We start from the raw sequence: 19,108 nt of genomic DNA on the forward strand, positions 1-19,108 counted from the left end.
TCAGCGAGGTAGATATGGCTACCGGCACCGTGTTCCGCCGGATCTCACCGACCGAACGCATGTATTTCCCGATGCGTGATCTGGCGCCGCCGTTCCTCATGCAGCTCGTCTTCCCCGGTGAGGGCGAGATCGACCCGGAGCGGTTGCGGCAGGCGGTCGCGGTCGCTTCGGCCGCGTGCCCGGGATCGCGGTTGGTGCGCCGGGGCCGCGACTGGGTCGACAGCGGTGTGCCCGCCGCGGTGCGGGTGGTGCGGGACCGGATGATCGACTACGACTCGCTCGACGATGATCCGGTGGTGCACAGCCCGATCGGGCCCACCGACGAATCGACCTGCGAGGTGCTGCTGCTCACCGCGCAGCCGGTGACCCTGATCTTCCGGGCCTTCCACGGCGTGATGGACGGCATGGGCCTGGTGACGTGGGCGTTGGCCGTGCTGGCGGCCCTGCGCGGCGAGCAACCGCGGCCCATGCCCGATCCGGTCGCCGACCAGGAGCTGGTGCGGCGCGTCGGCGCCCCGGGCAAGCCGACGTTGATGCTGCCGCGATACCGCGCCGCCGTCGGACATGGTCGCCAGGTCTCCGGCCAACCACGACATCTGTTGCGCCGCCGCACCATCGCGTCGAGCGCACCCGGCGCAGTCGCCAAGATCGCGGCGATCCTGGCCGAGCAGACCCAGGGGACCTCGCGGATCATGATGCCGGTGGATCTGCGCCGTCACGATCCGCAGCTGCGCTCCACCGCGAATCTCGCGCTCCCCCTGTTCTTCGACATCACCGCGGGAACATCGTGGACCGAGATCAACGACATGAAGCGCGCGGGTCTGGCGCAACGGCGCGAGCTGAATCAGATGGACAACAGCGGGTTGGCGCAGATCCCGCAGCCCGCGGGCCGTGCTCTGCTGCGCACCCTGAACTGGCTCGGCGCCGGGTTCGGCCGCAATCTCGCCTCGGCCACCGTGTCGCATATGGGCCGATTCGATCTGGACGAACTCGCCACACCCGGGTTCCGGCCGGTGTCGGTGCTGATCCTGCCGCAGCACAGCGTGGCGATGCCGCTGCTGTTCGGGTTGATGGAATCGGGCGGGAAATCCGAGCTGACGGTCTCGGCCCGCAATGGACGCGGTATCGCCGAGCGGCTGGATGCGCTGCTCGACCGCATCGTGGCGGGCTTGGAAGCCGGAGTACCCGCCGATGACGAGAGCGCGCGATGAGGGCCTGGGCGCGATTGGTCATCGCCCGGCCGCGCACCGTCCTCGCGGTGGTGATCGGGCTGATGCTGCTGTGCGCGGCCTACGGCGCGAGCGCGGCGGAGAAGGTCGGCGCGGCCGGATTCACCGATCCGGGTAGTGAATCCAGTCGCGTGGACGCGCTGGTCCGGGCGCAGGTCGGGCCGACCAGCGCCGACGTCGTCGCCGTCTATACCGCGCCGGACGGGCAGAGCCTCGAGGCGATCGGGCCGCAGATCACCGCGGCCATCGAACGGATCGACCCCGCCCTGCTGGCGCGGCCGGTGGAAAGTTACTGGAACAGCACTCCGCCGCGCACCCAGTTCCTGCGCTCGGCCGACGGCCGCCAGGGACTCGCGGTGGTCTTCCTCGCAGGCAACGATAATCAGCGCATCACTGCCTTCGCATCCGTCGAAGCCGACCTCCAGGTCCCCGGAATCGACACCAGGCTGGCCGGTTTCAGTGCGCTGGCCGATGAGATCACCACCCGATCCCAGCGGGATCTGATCGTCGCCGAGTCCCTTTCTCTCCCGATCACCCTGCTCATCCTGGTGTTGGTGTTCGGCGGGCTGGCGGCTGCGTCGATGCCGGTGCTGGTCGGTGCGCTGGCGGTGGGCGGCTCCTTGGCGGCCATCCGGGCCTTGACCGAATTCACCGAGGTCACCACCTTCGCGGTCAATATCGCGTCGCTGATCGGGCTCGGCATGGCGATCGACTACGGGCTGTTCCTGGTCACCCGATTCCGGGAGGAGAGAGCCGGCGGATGCGACCTGCCCGCCGCGATCGAACGGACCTGCGCGACGGCCGGGCGCACCGTCGCGTTCTCGGCCGCACTGCTGATCTGTGCCTTCGCCGGCACGTTCGTCTTCCCGCAGCCGGTGCTGAGATCGCTCGGGTTCGGTGCGATCGCAGCGGTCGCGCTGGCGGCGGCACTCTCACTGACCGTGCTGCCCGCGATGCTCGCGCTGTTCGGGGCCAGGCTCGGTGCCTCGCGCGAACGCGGCCGTACCGAGCGGTTCTGGGGCCGCGTGGTCGATGCGGTGCTGCGCCGTCCGGGTGCGGTCGCCCTAGGGGTGATGGCGGTGCTGCTGGTACTGGCGACACCGCTGCTGGGAGCGCGGCTCGGCGATATCGACCATCGCGCACTGCCCACGGACAATCCCATGCGCACCACCGTCGAGGAACTCACCGACCGTTTCCCGGCCGCCAACAGCGGGGTGACCGCGCTGCTGCACGGCCTCGACGGTGCGGCTCCGCAGGACGCGGCCATCGCGCAGGTGATGCGCGAGATCGGTGCCGTGCCCGGGGTGGGTCCGGTGTTCCAGGCCGGGCGCGCAGCGGATTTCGTCGTCGTCCACGCGATGCTCGACAGCGCCGACCGCAGCGACGAGGCCATCGCCGTCGTCGAGGCGGTGCGGGCGCTCGAACCGCCCGCGGGCACCGGCCTGCGGGTCGGCGGCGATACCGCGGCGACCATGGACAGCGTGGATTCGATCACCGCCGCCCTGCCCTGGATGATCGCGGTCATGGTGCTGGCGACCCTGCTGCTGCTCGGGATCGCCTTCCGCTCGATCGTGCTGCCGATCAAGGCGGTGGTCATGGCCTTCATCAGCCTCGCCGCCACCTTCGGCATCCTGACCTGGATCTTCCACGACGGACATCTGGCAGGCGCGCTCGGTGTGACACCGGGGCCGCTCGCCGCGGGCATGGTGGTGCTGATCATCGCGGTGGTGTTCGGACTGTCCACCGACTACGAGGTGTTCCTGCTGTCGCGGATGGTCGAAGCCCATCACGCGGGCGCGAGCACCGCCGAAGCGGTGCGCACCGGAACCCTGCGCACCGCCCGCGTCATCACCGCGGCGGCCGTGCTGCTCATCATCGTCACCGGCGCGTTCACCCTCTCCCCGCTCACCCCGATGCGCTTCCTCGGGATCGGCATGATCCTCGCGCTGATCATCGACGCGACCCTGGTACGCATGTTGCTGGTACCGGCGCTGGTTCAGCTGATGGGGCCGGTGAACTGGTGGATGCCCGGATCTCGCCGGCGCGCGGAGCCGAACCCCGATCCGTCGAACACCGCTGCGCGCACACCGATCTCGAGTGCCACAGCAGGAGGCTGACCAGCGCCGAACCACAGCCCGAACGGGGGTCAGCGATCGCCGAGGTCGTGCACGGCGCCCTCGGCGATCGACTGCAGCTTGTCCGGGTTGGCGACGTTGTGGATGGCGATGATGCGGCCCTCGGGATCGAGAGTGACGGTGAGGGTGGCGATCACCCGGTCGGGGCCGCGGAACAGCACACCGGCGGCACCGTTGATCTCGACCAGCTCGACCCGCATGTCGGCCGGCGCCACACCCTGGTAGGGGCGGGTGCCGATGGCCGCGAACCAGCTGGCCACCCGGTCGGCGCCCACCACGGGACGCATCGCCTGACGGACCTTGCCACCGCCGTCGGTCCACAGCGTGACGTCCGGGGCCAGCAGGTCCATCAGCGTGTTGATATCGCCGCCGGTCGCGGCCGCGACGAACCGGGTGGTGACGTCGCGCTGCTTGCCGCGGTCGGCGCTGAACCTCGGCCGCCGCGCCTGCACATGCCCGCGGGCGCGGTGCGCGGCCTGGCGCACCGCCTCCTCGGAGCGGTCGACGGCCTCGGCGATCTCGGCATAGCTGAAATCGAAGACCTCCTTGAGCACGAACACCGCCCGCTCGATCGGACTGAGCGTTTCCAGCACCACCAGCATCGCCATCGACACCGATTCCGCACCGGTGACGTCGTCGACGATGTCACCGGTGGTCAGGATCGGCTCGGGCAGCCACGGACCGACATAGGTTTCGCGTTGATAGCGGGTGGAGCGCAGGCGATCCATGGCCAGGTTGGACACGATCCGAGCGAGATAGGCCTTGGCGTCGGTGACGCGCGAACGGTCCACCGTCGACCACTTCAACCAAGCATCCTGCACCGCGTCCTCGGCGTCGGCGGCGCTGCCGAGGATGCGGTAGGCGACGGCGAACAGCAGGTTGCGGTGTTCGTCGAAGAGCTGCTGAGCGTCATCGGACGCTGTCATCGCGCACCTGCGCGGCGGGTGTAGCGGCCACCGCTGGGCCAGATCGCACCCGATCGCGGGAACTTGGTCATGCGCTGGAAGGTCGGCCACGGCGAAGAACTCACCGTCTCCTTGTACCAGGTCGCACGCTTACCGGTCAGGTACCAGCGGCGCGGCGTGCTGTCCGGCTTGGTGAACTGCACGACGGCGTCGTTGCGGCCGAGGCTCACCGGCGTGTGGTAGTAGCCGAAGCGGAACGCCTTGGGCTGCTTGCCTTTCAGCTCGCGGGCCAGGCAGACCGCGGCGTGCACACCGGTCGGCATGCCGCTCTGGCAGGTGCCGTGCATGAGGCCATATCCCTGTTCGATGGCGGCGGCGTCGCCGACGGCGTAGATGTCGGGGTGCGAGATCGAGCGCAGGGTGGCATCGGTGACGATGCGCCCGCGCTCGTCCACGGCACACCCTGCCGCGGCCGCCACCGGGTTGGCCCGGACACCGCTGGTCAGGAGCACCGCGTCGGCGGCGATGCTCTCGCCGTCGGCCAACTCCACCGAATCGGCGAGCACCTTCACCACCTCGGCGTCGCTGCGCACCTCGACACCGAGCCGGTCCAGCGTCGCCCGCAGGTAGGCGCGCGGCTTATCGGCCATGGCGGCGCCGGGTTCGTCACGTCCCAGCAGCATTACCCGCAGCCGCGGATACTGTTCGGCGATTTCGGCGGCCGCCTCGATACCGGTGAGCCCGGCGCCGCCGACCACGACGGTCCCGGCCTCGAGCCGGTCCAGGCGCGCGGCGAGGGCCGCGGCGTCCGCGGCACCGTCGAGGGTGAAGGCGTGCTCGTCGGCGCCGGGCACCCGGCCGGTGTCGGCGAGGCCGCCCAGGGCGTAGACCAGGCTGTCATAGCGCAGCAGTCGCTGGTCATCGAGGCGAACCGTCTTCGCGTCGGGGTCGATCGCCGCCACCCGGCCCCGGACGAACCCGACGCCGATGCCGTCGAGCAGTTCCGGGATGTCGAACTCGGCCAGCCGCTGCCCGGTCGCCACCTGATGCAGTCGCAACCGCTCCACGAAACGCTCGTCCGCGTTGATCACGGTCACCCGCACATCGTCGCGCCGCTTCACCCGGGCACCCAGGTTCACCGCCGCCGACATGCCCGCGTATCCGGCGCCGAGGACCAGGATGTCCCGCCGCGCCGTTTCCTTGGTCTCGTTGTGCTCGCGCATCGTCGTATCCCTTCTGAACAATCGGTCGATGCACCCGAGACGTAAGGTGGGCCGCCGAACGTGACATCCAGAAAAGTGACGTGCGTCACATGAATTGCGGAGATCCGAAACCGAGAGCGCGGATGACAACGCCTGCTCGGGCATCGCCGTGCGCTGATACGGGGATGGCACGCGTCGAGCCGGGCCCGGCCGGCGTTCACTCCACTCGGTGGCTCAACCCGCTGGCCCGCAGCACCCGACGCGCGGTCGCGGCGCGGATGGCGGCATCGGTGCCGATGATGCGGACGTGGCCGCGGGCGCGGGTGATGGCGGTGTAGAGCAGCTCGCGGGTGAGCAGGGTGGATTCGGGTTCGGGCAGGACGATGGTGACGGCGTCGTACTGGCTGCCCTGGCTGCGGTGGATGGTCATGGCGAAAACGGTGACCACGGAGGGAAATTGGGTGGGATGCACGAGGTAGGGTTCGCTGCCGCGTTGCAGGGCGACTCGCAACGACCCGTCGGGTTGGCGGATGACGACGCCGGTATCGCCGTTGTAGATGCGGGCCTCGTGATCGTTGGCGGTGACCAGCAGCGGTTGTCCCGGATACCAGGTGTTCTGCCCGGATTCGGGGCCTGCCCCCGCGGCGGCGGCCCATTCGCCGGCCATTCGGTCCCAGCGTTCGACGCCGAACGGGCCCTGGCGGTGGGCGCACAGCAGCCGATGTGATTCCAGCGCCGTGAGCGCGGCGGCGGCGTCACCGGCCAGGGCGGCCTCGGTGACCCGACGGGCGGCGGTGATCACGTCGGCGCGGACGGCGGCCACGTCCTCCGGTTCGCACAACGACAGCGCATCGCCGCCTTCGCGCAGCAATCCCAAGGCGGTCTCGGAGTCACCGGCCCGCACCGCCACCGCCAGATCGGCGATCCGGCCGCCGAACCGCCGCCCGCGGGTGAGCCGGACGATGCCGCCGCGCAACCGGGCCTGCTCCAGCTCGGTCAACGCCTCCGGATCCGCCGATGGCTCGGCCGCCCGGCCGATGATCTGGTCGAGCACCGGATTCGGGGCGCCGACCACCGGGCCTGCCACCAGGTCGGCGAGCACCGCGCCCGCGTCGACCGAGGCGAGCTGATCCGGGTCGCCCACCAGCACCAGCCGGGTGTCCGGGCGCAGCGCCGCCATCAGCCTGCTCATCATGGTCAGCGACACCATCGAGGTCTCGTCGACCACGATGACGTCATAGGGCAGCCGATTGAATTCGTGATACCGGAAGCGGGTGCCGCGACCGCGCTGCCAGCCGAGCAGCCGGTGCAGGGTGGAGGCGCTCAGCTCCGGTAGTCCGAGGTCGGCGGCCTGATCACGCACCGCTTCCTGCAACCGTGCGGCCGCCTTCCCGGTGGGGGCGGCGAGCGCGACCCGCAGGGCCGGCGCCTTCGGGTTCGCACGCTGATGGGCGTCGAGCAAGGCGATGATGCGGGCGATGGTGTGGGTCTTGCCGGTGCCCGGCCCGCCCGCGACGACGGTGGTCCAGTGAGTCGCGGCGAGCGCGGCGGCCAACCGCTGCCGGTCCGGCGCTGTGGACCCCGATTCCGTTGCGGGAGTGGCGAACAGCCGGTCGAGTTCGCGACGCACCACGGCCGGGTCGACCACCGGATGCCGGTCCGAGCGTTCGGTCAGCACCCGACGGATGGTCTGTTCCTGCTGGTAGTAGCGATCCAGGTAGAGCAGCGGCCCGCCCGCACGGCGATCCTCGACCAGCCGCAGCGGGCGCAGCGGCCCGGCCGCGCCACCGATCACGAGGGGGCTGACCCGCAAAGCCGCGAGCACGTCGTCGAATTCCGGCCACGGCAGGGAGGCCGGATCGACGGTGGTGTCCCAGGTTTCGTCGGCGTCGATGCCGATCTCGCGCATCCGGGCCAGCTCGAGGCACACCGAACCCGAGCGCACTGCCCGCACCGCCAAAGCCGCCGCGAACAACGCCGATTCGGACTCCTCGCGCCCGAGCCGGCCCAACCGCACGGCGACGTGCACATCGGCGGCCGAGAGCACCCCGGCTTCGTTGAACGCCCGCAGCAGCCCGGTGCCGCGCTGCGCGATCTGGATCGAGGTCACTGCGGCACCTCCCGCATCGGCCCTGCGGCATACCCGGTTCGGGCAGCACCGAATGCTCGCGCACTCACCGCGCACCGCCTGCCAGCAGATCCGAGAGCTCGGTGATCAATGCCGGCGGCGGAGTCCAATCGAACACTCCGCGCCCGGGCGGGGTCTCCGGTCCGATCATGCCGCGCACGAACAGGTACGCCGCACCGCCGAGATGGCGCGCCGGCTCATATCCGGGCAGCCGCCACCGCAGATAGCGGTGCAACGCCACCGAATACAGCAGGGCCTGCAGCGGATAGTGCGAACGCATCATCTCCGCGGCCATCCGATCCCTGGTGTAGTGCTCGACGGTGAGCTCGCCGGTGCCGAGCCGGTTGGTCTTGTAGTCGACGATGACGAAACGGCCGTCCGCGATGCGCAGCACCGCGTCGATGCTGCCGGTCAGGTAGCCGCGCAACGGGTTGTCGTCGAGGGCCTCGAGGTGATCGGCGTAGGTGGCGAAGACGTCGGCGGCGGGCAGATGTGCCCGTAGCAGTGCGGCGATCGCACGCAGGGTCGCGGCGTGCTCGCCGGCCTCGTCACCGCCGGCCAGCGGCAGCTCGAATTCCAGCTCGCACAACCGGTCCCGGGTCGCGATATCGGCGAGGGCGCCGAAGGGGGTCGGCGTGCGCAGCACCGCCAGCAGCGCGGTGGCCAGCAGGCCCGGATCGGCGGCGGCCATCATCTCCTCGATGCTCTCCCGGCAACGCGTCGCGACCTCGGCCGCCAGATCGGCGGCATCGGTGTCGATCCGCTCCAGCACCGCGTGCACCAGGGTGCCGAACTCGGCGCCGTAGGGCAGCTCGTTCATCAGCGACGGCGCACCCGCTTCGGGTTCGGCGGCGAGCACCGGCACGCCGGTGGGCTCGTCGTCGGGTCCGCGGCCGTCCTCGGGTTCGCTGTCCGGGGCGACGGCGTGCGCGGCGGCGGTCAGCGCCGAGTAGGAGGTGCGCCGCCATTGCTGGTCGAGCGTGCGGTCGAAGACGGCGGCGGCGAGTTCGCCGGTCATCGTCTCGACCTGCACTCGCCGCGGCTGCACCTGCTGCTCACCGTCGACGATCTCCACCGCCACCGCCGGTCCGGCAGCGGCGGCCCACGCCGTAAGCCTTTCCGCGACAGCGGTATCCGACGGAACCGGCACCCGCGGCGCGACCTGTTCGGCTCCGCCGGAACGGCCGAGCAGCATCCGGTGCAACGGCGCGTTGTCGGTGGTGAACGCGGGCGCCCACCACGCCACCACCTGACACATGGCGCGGGTCAGCGCCACGTAGAGCAGCCGCAGTTCCTCACCCGATTCCTCGGCCTCGGCGCGGCGTTTGCGCTCGGCGTAGCCGGGTGCGTCGGGGCCGCCCACATCGAGGACGCGGACCTCGTCATCGTGGAACAGCAGCGTCGCGGCCTTGGGATTCCGCGCGCTGTCCCAGGCGAACGGCAGATAGACGACCGGGAATTCGAGCCCCTTGCTGGCGTGCACGGTGGCGATCTGCACCGCGGCCGCGTCCCGATCGAGCCGCCGGCTGCGATCGGTGACGGCACCGGAAGCGGGATCGCGTACCCGGTCGGCCAGCCAGCGGGTCAGCGCGGTCAGGCCGTAGCCCTCGGAGACGGCGAGCTGATCGAGCAGCTGGGCGATATGGCGCAGATCGGTGAGCCTGCGTTCGCCGTTCTCGATGCCGAGCAGGCGCGGCGCCAGCTCGGACTCCGCGGACAGCTTCTCGAAGACCGCCGCGAACCCGGCTCGGGTGAACAACCGGGCGGCTTCGCGCAACTGCGCGCTGACCCGCCCGACCAGATCCGCTCCCCCACTGTCGATCTCGGCGGCGGTGATGCCGAGCAACGGCGTGCAGGCCGCAAGTCGTACCCTGTCACTGCGATGCGGTTGTTCGAGGGCACGCATCACCCACAACCAGTCGGTGGCGCTCTCGGTCGCGAAGACGCTGGTACCGCCCGCCAGCACCGAGGCGACACCCACCCGGTCCAAGGCCTCGCGCACGACGTCGATCTGGGAGCGGGTGCGCACCAGCACCGCGATATCTCCCGGGTCGATCGGCCGCGGCTCCGCGTGCCCGCCGGCCGCGTCGATCGTCGTCCCCGATTCCAGCAACCGCACGATATCGGCCGCCAGATCGGTGGCGACCTTGGCTCGCATCCGGCCAACGGTCGGGAATCCGGTCTTGTTCAGCGGTCCGGCGCCGGTGCGCGGCAGCACCCGCAACCGGAAGGGCGTGGGGTCCTGGTGGGGCCCGGACAGCCGCGACCACGGCCGGGTCGGAGCCACCGGATAGACGGTGATGGCGTGGTGGCCGAGTGCCGCGCCGCCCATCACCTGGTCGACGGCGGCGAGCAGACCGGCATCACTGCGCCAGTTCACCGTCAGTTCTCTGCGGGTCTCGGCATGGCCGACGGCGTCGAGGTAGCTCAGTACCTCGGCACCGCGGAAGGCGTAGATGGCTTGTTTGGGGTCGCCGACCAGCACCATCGTGGTGTGGCCGTGGAAGACGCGGCGCAGGATGTCCCACTGCAACGGGTCGGTGTCCTGGAATTCGTCGACCAGGGCCACCCGGAACCGGTCCCGGATCCGCAGGCACGCGCGACGGCCGTGCTCGGGATCGGTCAGCACCTCGTGTAACAGCACCAGCAGGTCGTCGAAATCACGCAGTCCCGCGAGACGTTTGCGGCGCTCGGTCTCGGCGCGCACCGCCAGGGCGAATGCGACGCGCTCCCCGGCCAGGTCGTCGGTGTCGGGGGCCAGCCGGGCGTGCCGGTCCCGGACCGCGGCCAGGGCAAGCGTATGCGCCTCTTTGATGGTGAACGGCGGTGCGGTGCGTGCGTAGCGGTGCAGGTACAGATCGTCGGCGACGGTCTCGGCCAGCTCGTCGACGTTCTCGACCAGCCGCGAGCGCATATCGTGTTCACCCGCCAGGCCCAGCTCGTCGAGCATGCGCTGACAGAAGCTGTGCGTGGTCGCGATGGCGCCGGCGTCGAAATCCGACAGTGCCGCCAGCAGCCGGGCCCGGCGGCGCCAGACCTCGTCCTCGTCGGCGGCGGCGAGGTACTCGACCAGCTCGTCCCCGCTCGCGCGCGCGGCCACCGGGTCGGCCAGGGCCGCCGCGACCCCGACGAAGCGATTCCTGGTGCGTTCGCGCAGTTCCTGAGTGGCGGCGCGGCTGAAGGTCACCAGCAGCAGCTGCGAGATATCGATCCCGGCCTCGGCGACATAGCGGACCGCGAGCCCGACGATCGCGTAGGTCTTACCGGTCCCCGCGCTGGCCTCGAGCACGGTGGTGCCGGTGGGTAGCGGGCCGACCGGATCGAAGGCGGTGTCCAGCGACGGCGCGGCAGCGGGCGGGGTGTGAATGGTCATGGCTGCCCCTGTTCCTCGGCACGCAGCAGCGGCGCCCACAGCCGGCGCGACAACGCACCGAAGCGGGTGCTCTCACTCGGTTCGCCAGGCGGAGCGGGCGCCGCCGTGAGGTCCTCCAGGCGCGGCGCCGAGCCCCAGATGTAGCGCAGATGACGGTCGGTGTGCTCACCGTAGGGGCCGGGACCGTTGGGCCCGCCGAGGAATTCGCGTTCGGCGGCAGCCAGCGCCTCCTCCACCGTGCCGCCGCGGAACCGGCGCTCGGCGTAGGCGGCGGTGGCCGCGGTGGCGATCGGCAACGGCTCGGTGAGGCCGGCATCACGCAGGGCGACCAGCTCGCGCAGGATGGTCAGCGCTTCCGGAGCCGACGGCGCGGTCAACTCCGAACGCCATGCGGGACGGCGGAATTGGCCCCGGCCGATGGTCACCGCCCGCCAGGGCCGGTCCTCGCCAGCGGCCAGCGCCAGCAGCGACACCCACGCCGTGATCCGGTGCTTGGGCGCGAGCCGGGAGTAGGTGGTGCGCACCAGGGTGTCACCGCGTACTTCGGGCACCGTCCCGGTCAACCGGCGTCCACCGCCGAGATCGAGCGCGATGTCGACCGCCCGCGCGGGCCGCTCGTACTCCGGTTGCGCGATCCGCACCAGGGTGTCGACGGTGTGTTCCACCTCGTCCAGCACGGCGCCGCCGAGACCGAACGGCGGCAGCGTGCCGCGCCGCCATTCCGCAGCCCGCAGCCCGGCCGGATCGGCGCCGGTGAGCCGAGCGGCCAGCATCCGTTCGCCGAGATCCCATTTCGCCAGGCCGTCCAGCTCGATGGGCAGCCGGTCGGCGATGTCGTCTTCCTGGTCGGGCACCCGCAGACCCAGGCGCTGCCACAGGAACGCGCGCACCGGATGTTCGGCGAACGACAGCAATTCGGCCAACCCGATATCCACCGGCTCGGCCGGCGGCAGCGGCTCGGGCAGAAACGGCGGACGCGGCCGCGGCTTTCCACCCGCCGCCCTGGCACCGGCCAACGCCACGGTATCGAAGCTGAACGGGCGCTCGGCATGGAAATTGCGGCGGTCGAACGACTGCAGGGGATGGCGGGTCACCACCTCCGCCATGCCCGCGGGCCCGACGTGCGCGCGCAACACGTCAAGGAGTTCGGCCACCGGAATGGCCGGTGGCCGATGCGTACCGGAGACCGGATCGGACCCGGTGTGCAGCAGCACCAGCCGCTCACCGGCGGCCATGATCGCGTCCAGCAGCAGTTGACGGTCCTCGGCGCGGTGATCACGCTCGCCGAGCAGTGGGTTGCGGGCGAGTACATCGTCACCGTCCACGCCGCCCGCACGCGGGAACACATCGTCGTCGAGGCCGAGCAGCACCACCACCCGGTGCGGCACCGACCGCATCGGCACCATCGTGCACACCGTCAGTTCGCCGGTGCGGAAGTTGGCCCGGGTCGGGCGCGCCGCCAGGCGTCCGGCCAACAGCACCTCGACGTCGGCCAGCCGCAGCGGCACCGCACCGGCGAAGGCGAGCGCGGCGGCGAGTTCGCGGCGGGCCTCGGTGCGGATCCAGGCCTGGGACTCGGGGACGTCGGTCAGCAGATCCAGGGAGCGGGCCAGCGAGGCGGCCCAGTCGTCGGCCGGTCGGGGGCCGCGCAGATCGCGGAGCGCGACGGCGAGCCGGTCGACGAATTCGGCGAAGCGGCCCGCGAGGTCGACGTCGTTGCTGTCCACATCGTCCAGCGGCAACGCGAGGTCGAGCCAGTCCTCGGAGCTCTCGCCTGCGGTGACGCCGAGCAGGATCCGGTCGACCGCGCTGTTGAGGGTGTTCTGCTGGAAACCGGCCAGCCCGAAGCTCTGGCGCTGCCGCTGCCCGATGCCCCAGCGCGCGCCGGTCTCGGCGGCCCATTCGCGCAGCCGCTCGATATCGTCGTCATCGAAACCGCAACGGCGGCGCACGGTTTCGGAGGCGGCCAGATCCAGCACCTGGGTGACGGTGACGCGCCCGTCGGCCAGTTCGAGCAGCACCGAGATCACCCCGAGCAGCGGATTGGTGACCGCCCGTCCACGATCGGCCAACCGCACCCGCAACCGATGCGCCGGATGTCCGGGGCGACCCGAATCCCCCACCGGCTCAACCGATCCCGCAATCTTCTGCCCGAATGCCGCCCGCACCAGCGGAGCGTACGCCTCCACCTCCGGGCACATGATCAGCACATCGCGCGGCTCGAGGGTGGGATCGGCGGCGAACATGGCGAGCAGGCAATCGCGCAGCACCTCGACCTGCCGGGCCGGGCCGTGACAGGCGTGCACCTCGACGGTGCCATCGGCGACGGCGGGAGTCACGGGCCAGCGGTCGGCGCGGATCCCGTCCTGCAACGCGTGCAGCAGGCCCGGCCGGTCGGTCGCCGGCGCCCCACCGCCCTCATGCCGGTCGGTGGCCGCGGCAGGCAACCGCTGCTGCAATTCGCGCACATCGCGAGCCAGTCCCGTGAGCAATGGGTGGTGCACGGCGGCCGCGGTCCGGTCCTCGGCCCTGGTGAGTGCCGGGGCGATGCCGCCGAGCGTGTCCCACATCGCCGGGCTCGGATGCGTCAGCCACAGGTGCACCTCGCGGCCCTCGGCCAGCGCCGCGAGCACCGCGAGCTGATCGGCGGGCAACCGGGTGGGACCGAACAGCGACACCCGCTCCGGCAGCGCCACGATGCCGGGTTCGGCGCGCAGCACCGCGCAGGCGGGCGCGAGCCGCTCGGCCGGGCTCGGCGTGCCGATCTCGGCGCGCAGGCAGCGCCACAGCTGCGGCTGCCAGCGCAGATCCTCCGGCACCTGCGATCCCGCCCCGTCGGTGTCGGCACCGGCCGCCCAGTCGTTGATGAGCTGCGGACGTTGCGCGCCGTAACTGTCGAACAGGGCCGCCAGGTGCGCGGCGGTGGCGTAGCGGCGCCCGGCCCGATGGCTGGATTCGCCGTCGCGCAGACCGAGGTGGCGGGCCAGCACCGCACACCAGGGCTCGGTCACCGACGTATCGATCACCCGCAGCAACGTCCACACCACGCGGTCGTGCGCCCACGGATCATCGGCGGGCGCCACCCCGCCCGCGGCGGCCAGCGCCTCGGCCACCAGCGCGGCGGGAGAGGGAAATTCGATATTGGCCGCGATGCCGTCGCCGGAGGCCGCCGCGGAAACTCCGAGCACACCCGAAAGCCGCTGCGTCAGCCACCGTTCCACCCCCTTGGCCGGCACCGCGACCACTTCGGTGGCGAATGGATCGGGCAGCGGCTGCGCCAGCAGCGCGGCCAAGCCGTCGGCCAGCGCGTCGGCGCGTTCGCCGCGATGGATGTGCAGCGGCATGCGCGCCCTTTCCTCCGATGCGGTCCGCCTCGGCACACCCGGCCATCCTCACCGGCCCCGGGTCGAGCACCTCGGCGCTTCGTGCTCTCGTTATACGCCCAGCGACCGACGCGCAACCGCAGCGGCCCATCGCACCCCACGTGACATAGGCCACACACCCGATCGATATTCGGCCGTGTCGTCCCGGCATCCGGCGGGGGCTGTGCCACAGTCCTTCCCCGGGGAGGAACGGGAGACTGCACCGAAAGGCTGGTTCGCGTTTCATGGATGCGATGGTGATTCCCCTGGTACCGAGAGGCGGCTTCACTGTCCGCCGCATCGGCGACCGCTGGGAGCTCGTCAATTCGCGCTGCTACGGGCGCACCGTCGTTCTACACTCGTGGCCGCGCGATCAGCACGCCGAGGCCTTCGAGCACTGCCATCGCCTCAACGAGGGCGCCACCGCGGCGCGGCAGGTGCAGCACCGCTGATCCGCGCGAAAGTTCTTGCCACACAAGACCACCGCTGCCGTAGCACAGGTGGCCGCTGAGCTCAAGACGTGCGTCGAGCGCACGGATATGCCAATGTGGTCCCTCGTGCGTTTCCCCATGGCCGCTACCGGGGCCAAACCCCGCGTCGCCGCATCCGCCTGTGTCCTTGCCGCCGCCGCCATCGCGCTTCCCGGTGTGCCCGCCATCCTGCCGACCGCCGCTGCCGCGCCGCTGGCCCACAGCCAAGCGTGCCTGCCCGGTTTCGACTGCGATATGAGCAACCGGATCGCCAGTGTGAACGCCTACCTGAAGAACCGGCCCGGCGTCACCGGCTATGTGCTGCGCGACCGGGTGAGCGGCGGCGTGTACGCCAACGAGCACGCCGAGGATTCGGTGTGGACCGCTTCCACCATCAAGCTCGCCATCGCCGCCGACCTGCTCAACCGCGCGCGCGTCGGCGCCATCGGGCTCTCCCCCGAGGACCGCTCGCTGATGGAGTCGATGCTGGCCACCTCCAACGATCAGGCCACCGACGTGCTGTGGAACAAGTACGCGGGCCTGGACCGGATGGCCTACAACAACGCTTTCCGCGCCAACGGCATGACCGGCCTGGTTCCGCAGCCCACCAGCACCGCGCTGTTCCCCGACTGGTCGTTCCAGAAGTGCACCGCCGCCGATCTGGACCGGCTGATGTCGCATGTGCTGGACCGGATGCACCCCGACGACCGCAACTACCTGATCGACCGCATGCGCAAGGTCGACATGAACCAGCACTGGGGTGTGTGGGGCGCCGGTGCCGCGATGCGGCCGGGCCTGAAGAACGGCTGGTCGGCCGAGCAGGGCGGCTGGGTGGTCAACTCCGTCGGCTTCGCCGGCCCGGGTGAGCGCTACACCTTGTCGATCATGACGTCGATGGGCGATCAGGGCGGCTACACCGACGGTGCCGACACCGACACCAAGATCGCCGAGATGCTGCTGGCCGGACGCTGAGCCATGATCCGGCTCCGGGTGCGGTCACTCGGAGCCGGACCGGTCAGTTGATGCGCCGCAACCGCATCGGCGCGTCGTCGCGGGGGAACGGAATCGTGGTGAAACCCCACGGCATGCGGTACGGCTCGGGGATGGACCACTCGTAGTCGCGCACCAGTGCCGCGATCACCGTCTTCACCTCGAACGTGCCGAAGTGCATGCCGATGCACTTGTGCGAGCCAGCACCGAACGGCATCCAGGCCAGCCGATGCGATTTGTCCTCGCGCCGCGCTTCGCTGAAACGCTCCGGATCGAAGACCTCCGGGCTGGTCCACAGTTCCGGCAGCAGGTGATTCACCTGGTAGGCCAGATCGACCGGGGTGCCGGCGGGAATGTAGTGCCCGCAGATCTCGGTATCGCGCACCGCGCGCCGCACCAGCCCCGGCACCGGCGGCATCAACCGCAGGCTTTCCTTCACCACCAGATCCAGATCGCGCATGCGCTCGAGTTCGGCGATGGTCGGCGGGGCGCCGGCACGATCGGCCGCCCTGACCTCCTCCCGCACCCGCTGCTGCCAATCGGGATGTTTGCCGAGGTAGTAGGCCACCGCGGTGGCGGTGGTCGTGGTGGTGTCGTGGGCGGCCATGATCAGGAAGATCATGTGATTGACCACGTCGGCGTCGCTGAATACCGAGCCGTCGGCATCGCGGGCATGGCACAGGCCGGAGAAGAAATCGGCCTCCTCGCTGCGCCGCTTCTGCGGCAACATCGCCGTGAAGTACTCCTCGAGCACCTTGCGCCCGCGCAGCCCGGCCCGCCAGCGGCCGCCCGGCATGGGATGGCGCACGATGGCCAGGCCCGCGTGCGTGCAGTCGACGAATGCCTCGGTGAGCCGGCGCCGCTGCGGGCCGACGTCGGCGGCCATGAACGTCTCGCCGGCGATATCGAGAGTCAGTTCCTTGATGGTGGGAAACAGTTTGACCGTGCGACTGGCGCCGCGGCCGGGCGGCACCCAGCGGTCGACCACCTCGCGGACCACCGGCGTCAGCGCGGCCAGATGCGCCTCCAGCCGTTCTCTGGTGAAGGCCTGCTGCATGATCCGGCGATGGAACATGTGCTCGTCGAATTCCAGCAGCAGCAATCCGCGCCGGAAGAACGGGCCGATGAAATAGTCCCAGCCCTGGCCGAAATCGCGGCGACGCCGGCCGAGCACCTCATCGATGGCTTCCGGACCGGCGGCCAGCACCCGCTCCATCCCGAGCGAACTGTTGAGCGTGACCGGTCCGTAGCGGCGGTAACGATCCATCATCTCGGCCGGACCCCAGCGCATGTAGTGCAGCGCGCGGCCGAGGTACGGCAGCCCGGCGTCGCCGTCGACGGCGGTCGCGGTGCTGCCGGAGGGTGGGTTGGCGAGTACTCGGCGCCGGGCCGGGATCAGGCTCAATGCCCGATCGATCGGATGCGCGCGTGGGATCTCGATCAATGCCGAATTCTCGGATTCGATACGCACGCGGGCTTTTTCGACGGCGGCACGGTCGACGGTGACCATGGCAGACCTCCCTGGGCGAGGAACCTCCATGGTATTCGCTTTCGGGTGTTCTCCGGCGGCTTCGCCGGAATCCGGCCTCACTTCGTACAGTGAACAACGGTGCGCGATCGCACCGACACGCCCCGCCGACGGGGATCTCACCGTGACGATGCCGGGGCCGCCGACTACCGTGTGCCATGTCAGAAACGTTCGGCGGGGTCGACCCCCAGTCTGTCGAGGAGCAGCGACGATGAGCACTGAAACCGTGGAGAACCGTCGTCACCAGGTGGTGGTGATCGGTTCCGGCTTCGGCGGCTTGTTCGGGACCAAGCACCTCAAGAATGCCGATGTCGACGTCACCCTGATCTCCAAGACCTCGACCCACCTGTTCCAGCCCCTGCTCTACCAGGTCGCCACCGGCATCCTGTCGGTCGGCGAGATCGCGCCCGCCACCAGGCTGGTGCTGCGCAAGCAGAAGAACGCCCAGGTCCTGATGGGTGAGGTCATCGATATCGACCTGAAGGCCAAGACGGTCACCTCCCGGCTGCTCAACCAGGACACCGTCACCTCCTTCGACAGCCTGATCGTGGCCACCGGTGCCCAGCAGTCGTATTTCGGCAACGACCATTTCTCCACCTTCGCCCCCGGCATGAAGACCATCGACGACGCCCTCGAGCTACGCGGGCGCATCCTCGGCGCCTTCGAGCAGGCCGAACTGGCGAACACACAGGAAGAGCGCGATCGCCTGCTGACCTTCGTCGTGGTCGGCGCGGGCCCGACCGGTGTCGAACTGGCCGGGCAGATCGCCGAATTGGCCGACCGCACCCTGGAAGGCACCTTCCACAACATCGATCCGCGCGATGCGCGCGTGGTGCTGGTCGAAGGCGCGGGCGCGGTGCTCGGCCCGATGGGCCCCAAGCTGGGTGGTAAGGCGCAGCGGCGGCTGGAGAAGATGGGCGTGGAGATCCAGCTCAACGCCATGGTCACCGATGTGGACGCGCACGGCGTCACGGTGAAGGATCCCGACGGCACCATCCGCCGCATCGAATCCGCATGCAAGGTGTGGTCCGCCGGTGTGCAGGCCAGCCCGCTGGGCAAGATGCTCGCCGACCGCTCCGACGGCACCGAGGTGGACCGCGCCGGACGCGTCATCGTCGAGCCGGACCTCACCATCAAGGGCCATCCGAACGTCTTCGTCGTCGGCGACCTGATGTCGGTGCCGAACGTGCCCGGTCAGGCCCAGGGCGCGATCCAGGGCTCCACCTACGCCGCCAAGCAGATCAAGGCGGGCCTCAAGGGTCACACCCCCGAAGAGCGCAAGCCGTTCAAGTACTTCAACAAGGGCAGCATGGCGACGGTGTCGCGGTTCAGCGCCGTCTGCCAGGTCGGCAAGCTGGAGTTCGGCGGGTTCATCGCCTGGCTGGCCTGGCTGGCGCTGCACCTGTACTACCTGGTCGGTTACCGCAGCCGGATCATCACCGTCATCCAGTGGTTCGTCACCTTCCTCGGCCGCACCCGCGGGCAGATGGCGGCCACCGAGCAGTGGGTGTTCGCCCGGTTGGCGCTGGAGGCGATGAACGGCGAGGACGAGGGCGAGGCCGAGGTGGTGATGTCGGCGCTCGGCGACCCCTCGGCGAACAGCTGGAAGGCCGCCACCAGCGGTGCGGGACCGACAACCGAGGTGGCCGCCGACGGAAAGCCGGAGCACGCGCCCGCCGAATCCGATAGGACTCGCGCTACCGGCTAACTTCGGGCAATCGCAGTGGCTCCGATCGGCCCGTGAAACCACCCATCCGGGTGTGCGCCGAGTCCGAATGTCGAACAG

The 19,108-nt window shown here is 70.2% G+C and carries 11 protein-coding genes; 5 read left to right on the forward strand and 6 right to left on the reverse strand.

Features of this window, described 5'->3' with window-relative positions:
• Positions 1 to 14 precede the first annotated feature (14 nt).
• Complete coding sequence (locus AC5W7N_RS27190; RefSeq protein ID WP_195021656.1) at positions 15 to 1,211, forward strand: peptide synthetase; 1,197 nt, start codon at positions 15 to 17, stop codon at positions 1,209 to 1,211.
• Positions 1,208 to 3,346 (forward strand): MMPL family transporter, encoded by a 2,139-nt coding sequence (locus tag AC5W7N_RS27195; RefSeq protein WP_194991981.1) that lies wholly within the window; start codon positions 1,208 to 1,210, stop codon positions 3,344 to 3,346. Before AC5W7N_RS27190 ends, AC5W7N_RS27195 begins: the two co-directional genes overlap by 4 nt.
• A gap of 29 nt (positions 3,347 to 3,375) precedes the next feature.
• Here the strand turns inward: AC5W7N_RS27195 and AC5W7N_RS27200 are convergent, their stop codons facing one another.
• From AC5W7N_RS27200 to recC, 5 genes are all read right to left on the reverse strand, one after another.
• A complete protein-coding gene (locus AC5W7N_RS27200; RefSeq protein ID WP_195021655.1) occupies positions 3,376 to 4,290 on the reverse strand; it encodes an RNA polymerase sigma-70 factor in 915 nt (304 codons plus the stop codon).
• Entirely contained in the window at positions 4,287 to 5,492 is a 1,206-nt protein-coding gene (locus AC5W7N_RS27205) for an NAD(P)/FAD-dependent oxidoreductase (protein WP_194991979.1), read from the reverse strand. Before AC5W7N_RS27205 ends, AC5W7N_RS27200 begins: the two co-directional genes overlap by 4 nt.
• Before the next feature lie 196 nt (positions 5,493 to 5,688).
• On the reverse strand, positions 5,689 to 7,581 hold the full coding sequence (gene recD / locus AC5W7N_RS27210) for an exodeoxyribonuclease V subunit alpha (protein ID WP_195007385.1): 1,893 nt from the start codon (positions 7,579 to 7,581) through the stop codon (positions 5,689 to 5,691).
• Between the two features lie 64 nt (positions 7,582 to 7,645).
• Positions 7,646 to 10,972, reverse strand: a complete 3,327-nt coding sequence (locus AC5W7N_RS27215; protein WP_195021654.1) for a UvrD-helicase domain-containing protein — start codon at positions 10,970 to 10,972, stop codon at positions 7,646 to 7,648.
• On the reverse strand, positions 10,969 to 14,316 hold the full coding sequence (gene recC, locus AC5W7N_RS27220) for an exodeoxyribonuclease V subunit gamma (protein WP_194991813.1): 3,348 nt from the start codon (positions 14,314 to 14,316) through the stop codon (positions 10,969 to 10,971). Before recC ends, AC5W7N_RS27215 begins: the two co-directional genes overlap by 4 nt.
• Before the next feature lie 263 nt (positions 14,317 to 14,579).
• Between recC and AC5W7N_RS27225 the strand changes: the two genes are divergently transcribed.
• Both AC5W7N_RS27225 and AC5W7N_RS27230 read left to right on the forward strand, forming a co-directional pair.
• Positions 14,580 to 14,786, forward strand: coding sequence for a hypothetical protein (locus AC5W7N_RS27225; RefSeq protein ID WP_036536571.1), 207 nt, complete (start codon positions 14,580 to 14,582; stop codon positions 14,784 to 14,786).
• Positions 14,787 to 14,903: 117 nt separating this feature from the next.
• The gene (locus tag AC5W7N_RS27230) at positions 14,904 to 15,776 is read left to right on the forward strand and encodes a serine hydrolase (protein ID WP_228816217.1); all 873 of its coding nucleotides are present in this window, start codon (positions 14,904 to 14,906) and stop codon (positions 15,774 to 15,776) included.
• 43 nt (positions 15,777 to 15,819) lie between these two features.
• Here the strand turns inward: AC5W7N_RS27230 and AC5W7N_RS27235 are convergent, their stop codons facing one another.
• Entirely contained in the window at positions 15,820 to 17,304 is a 1,485-nt protein-coding gene (locus tag AC5W7N_RS27235; protein WP_163812783.1) for a cytochrome P450, read from the reverse strand.
• Between the two features lie 229 nt (positions 17,305 to 17,533).
• On the opposite strand from AC5W7N_RS27235, the gene AC5W7N_RS27240 reads away from it, so the two are divergent.
• Positions 17,534 to 19,030 (forward strand): NAD(P)/FAD-dependent oxidoreductase, encoded by a 1,497-nt coding sequence (locus AC5W7N_RS27240; protein WP_495922550.1) that lies wholly within the window; start codon positions 17,534 to 17,536, stop codon positions 19,028 to 19,030.
• Positions 19,031 to 19,108: the final 78 nt, after the last annotated feature.

The organism is Nocardia sp. CDC519 (genome assembly GCF_059509835.1).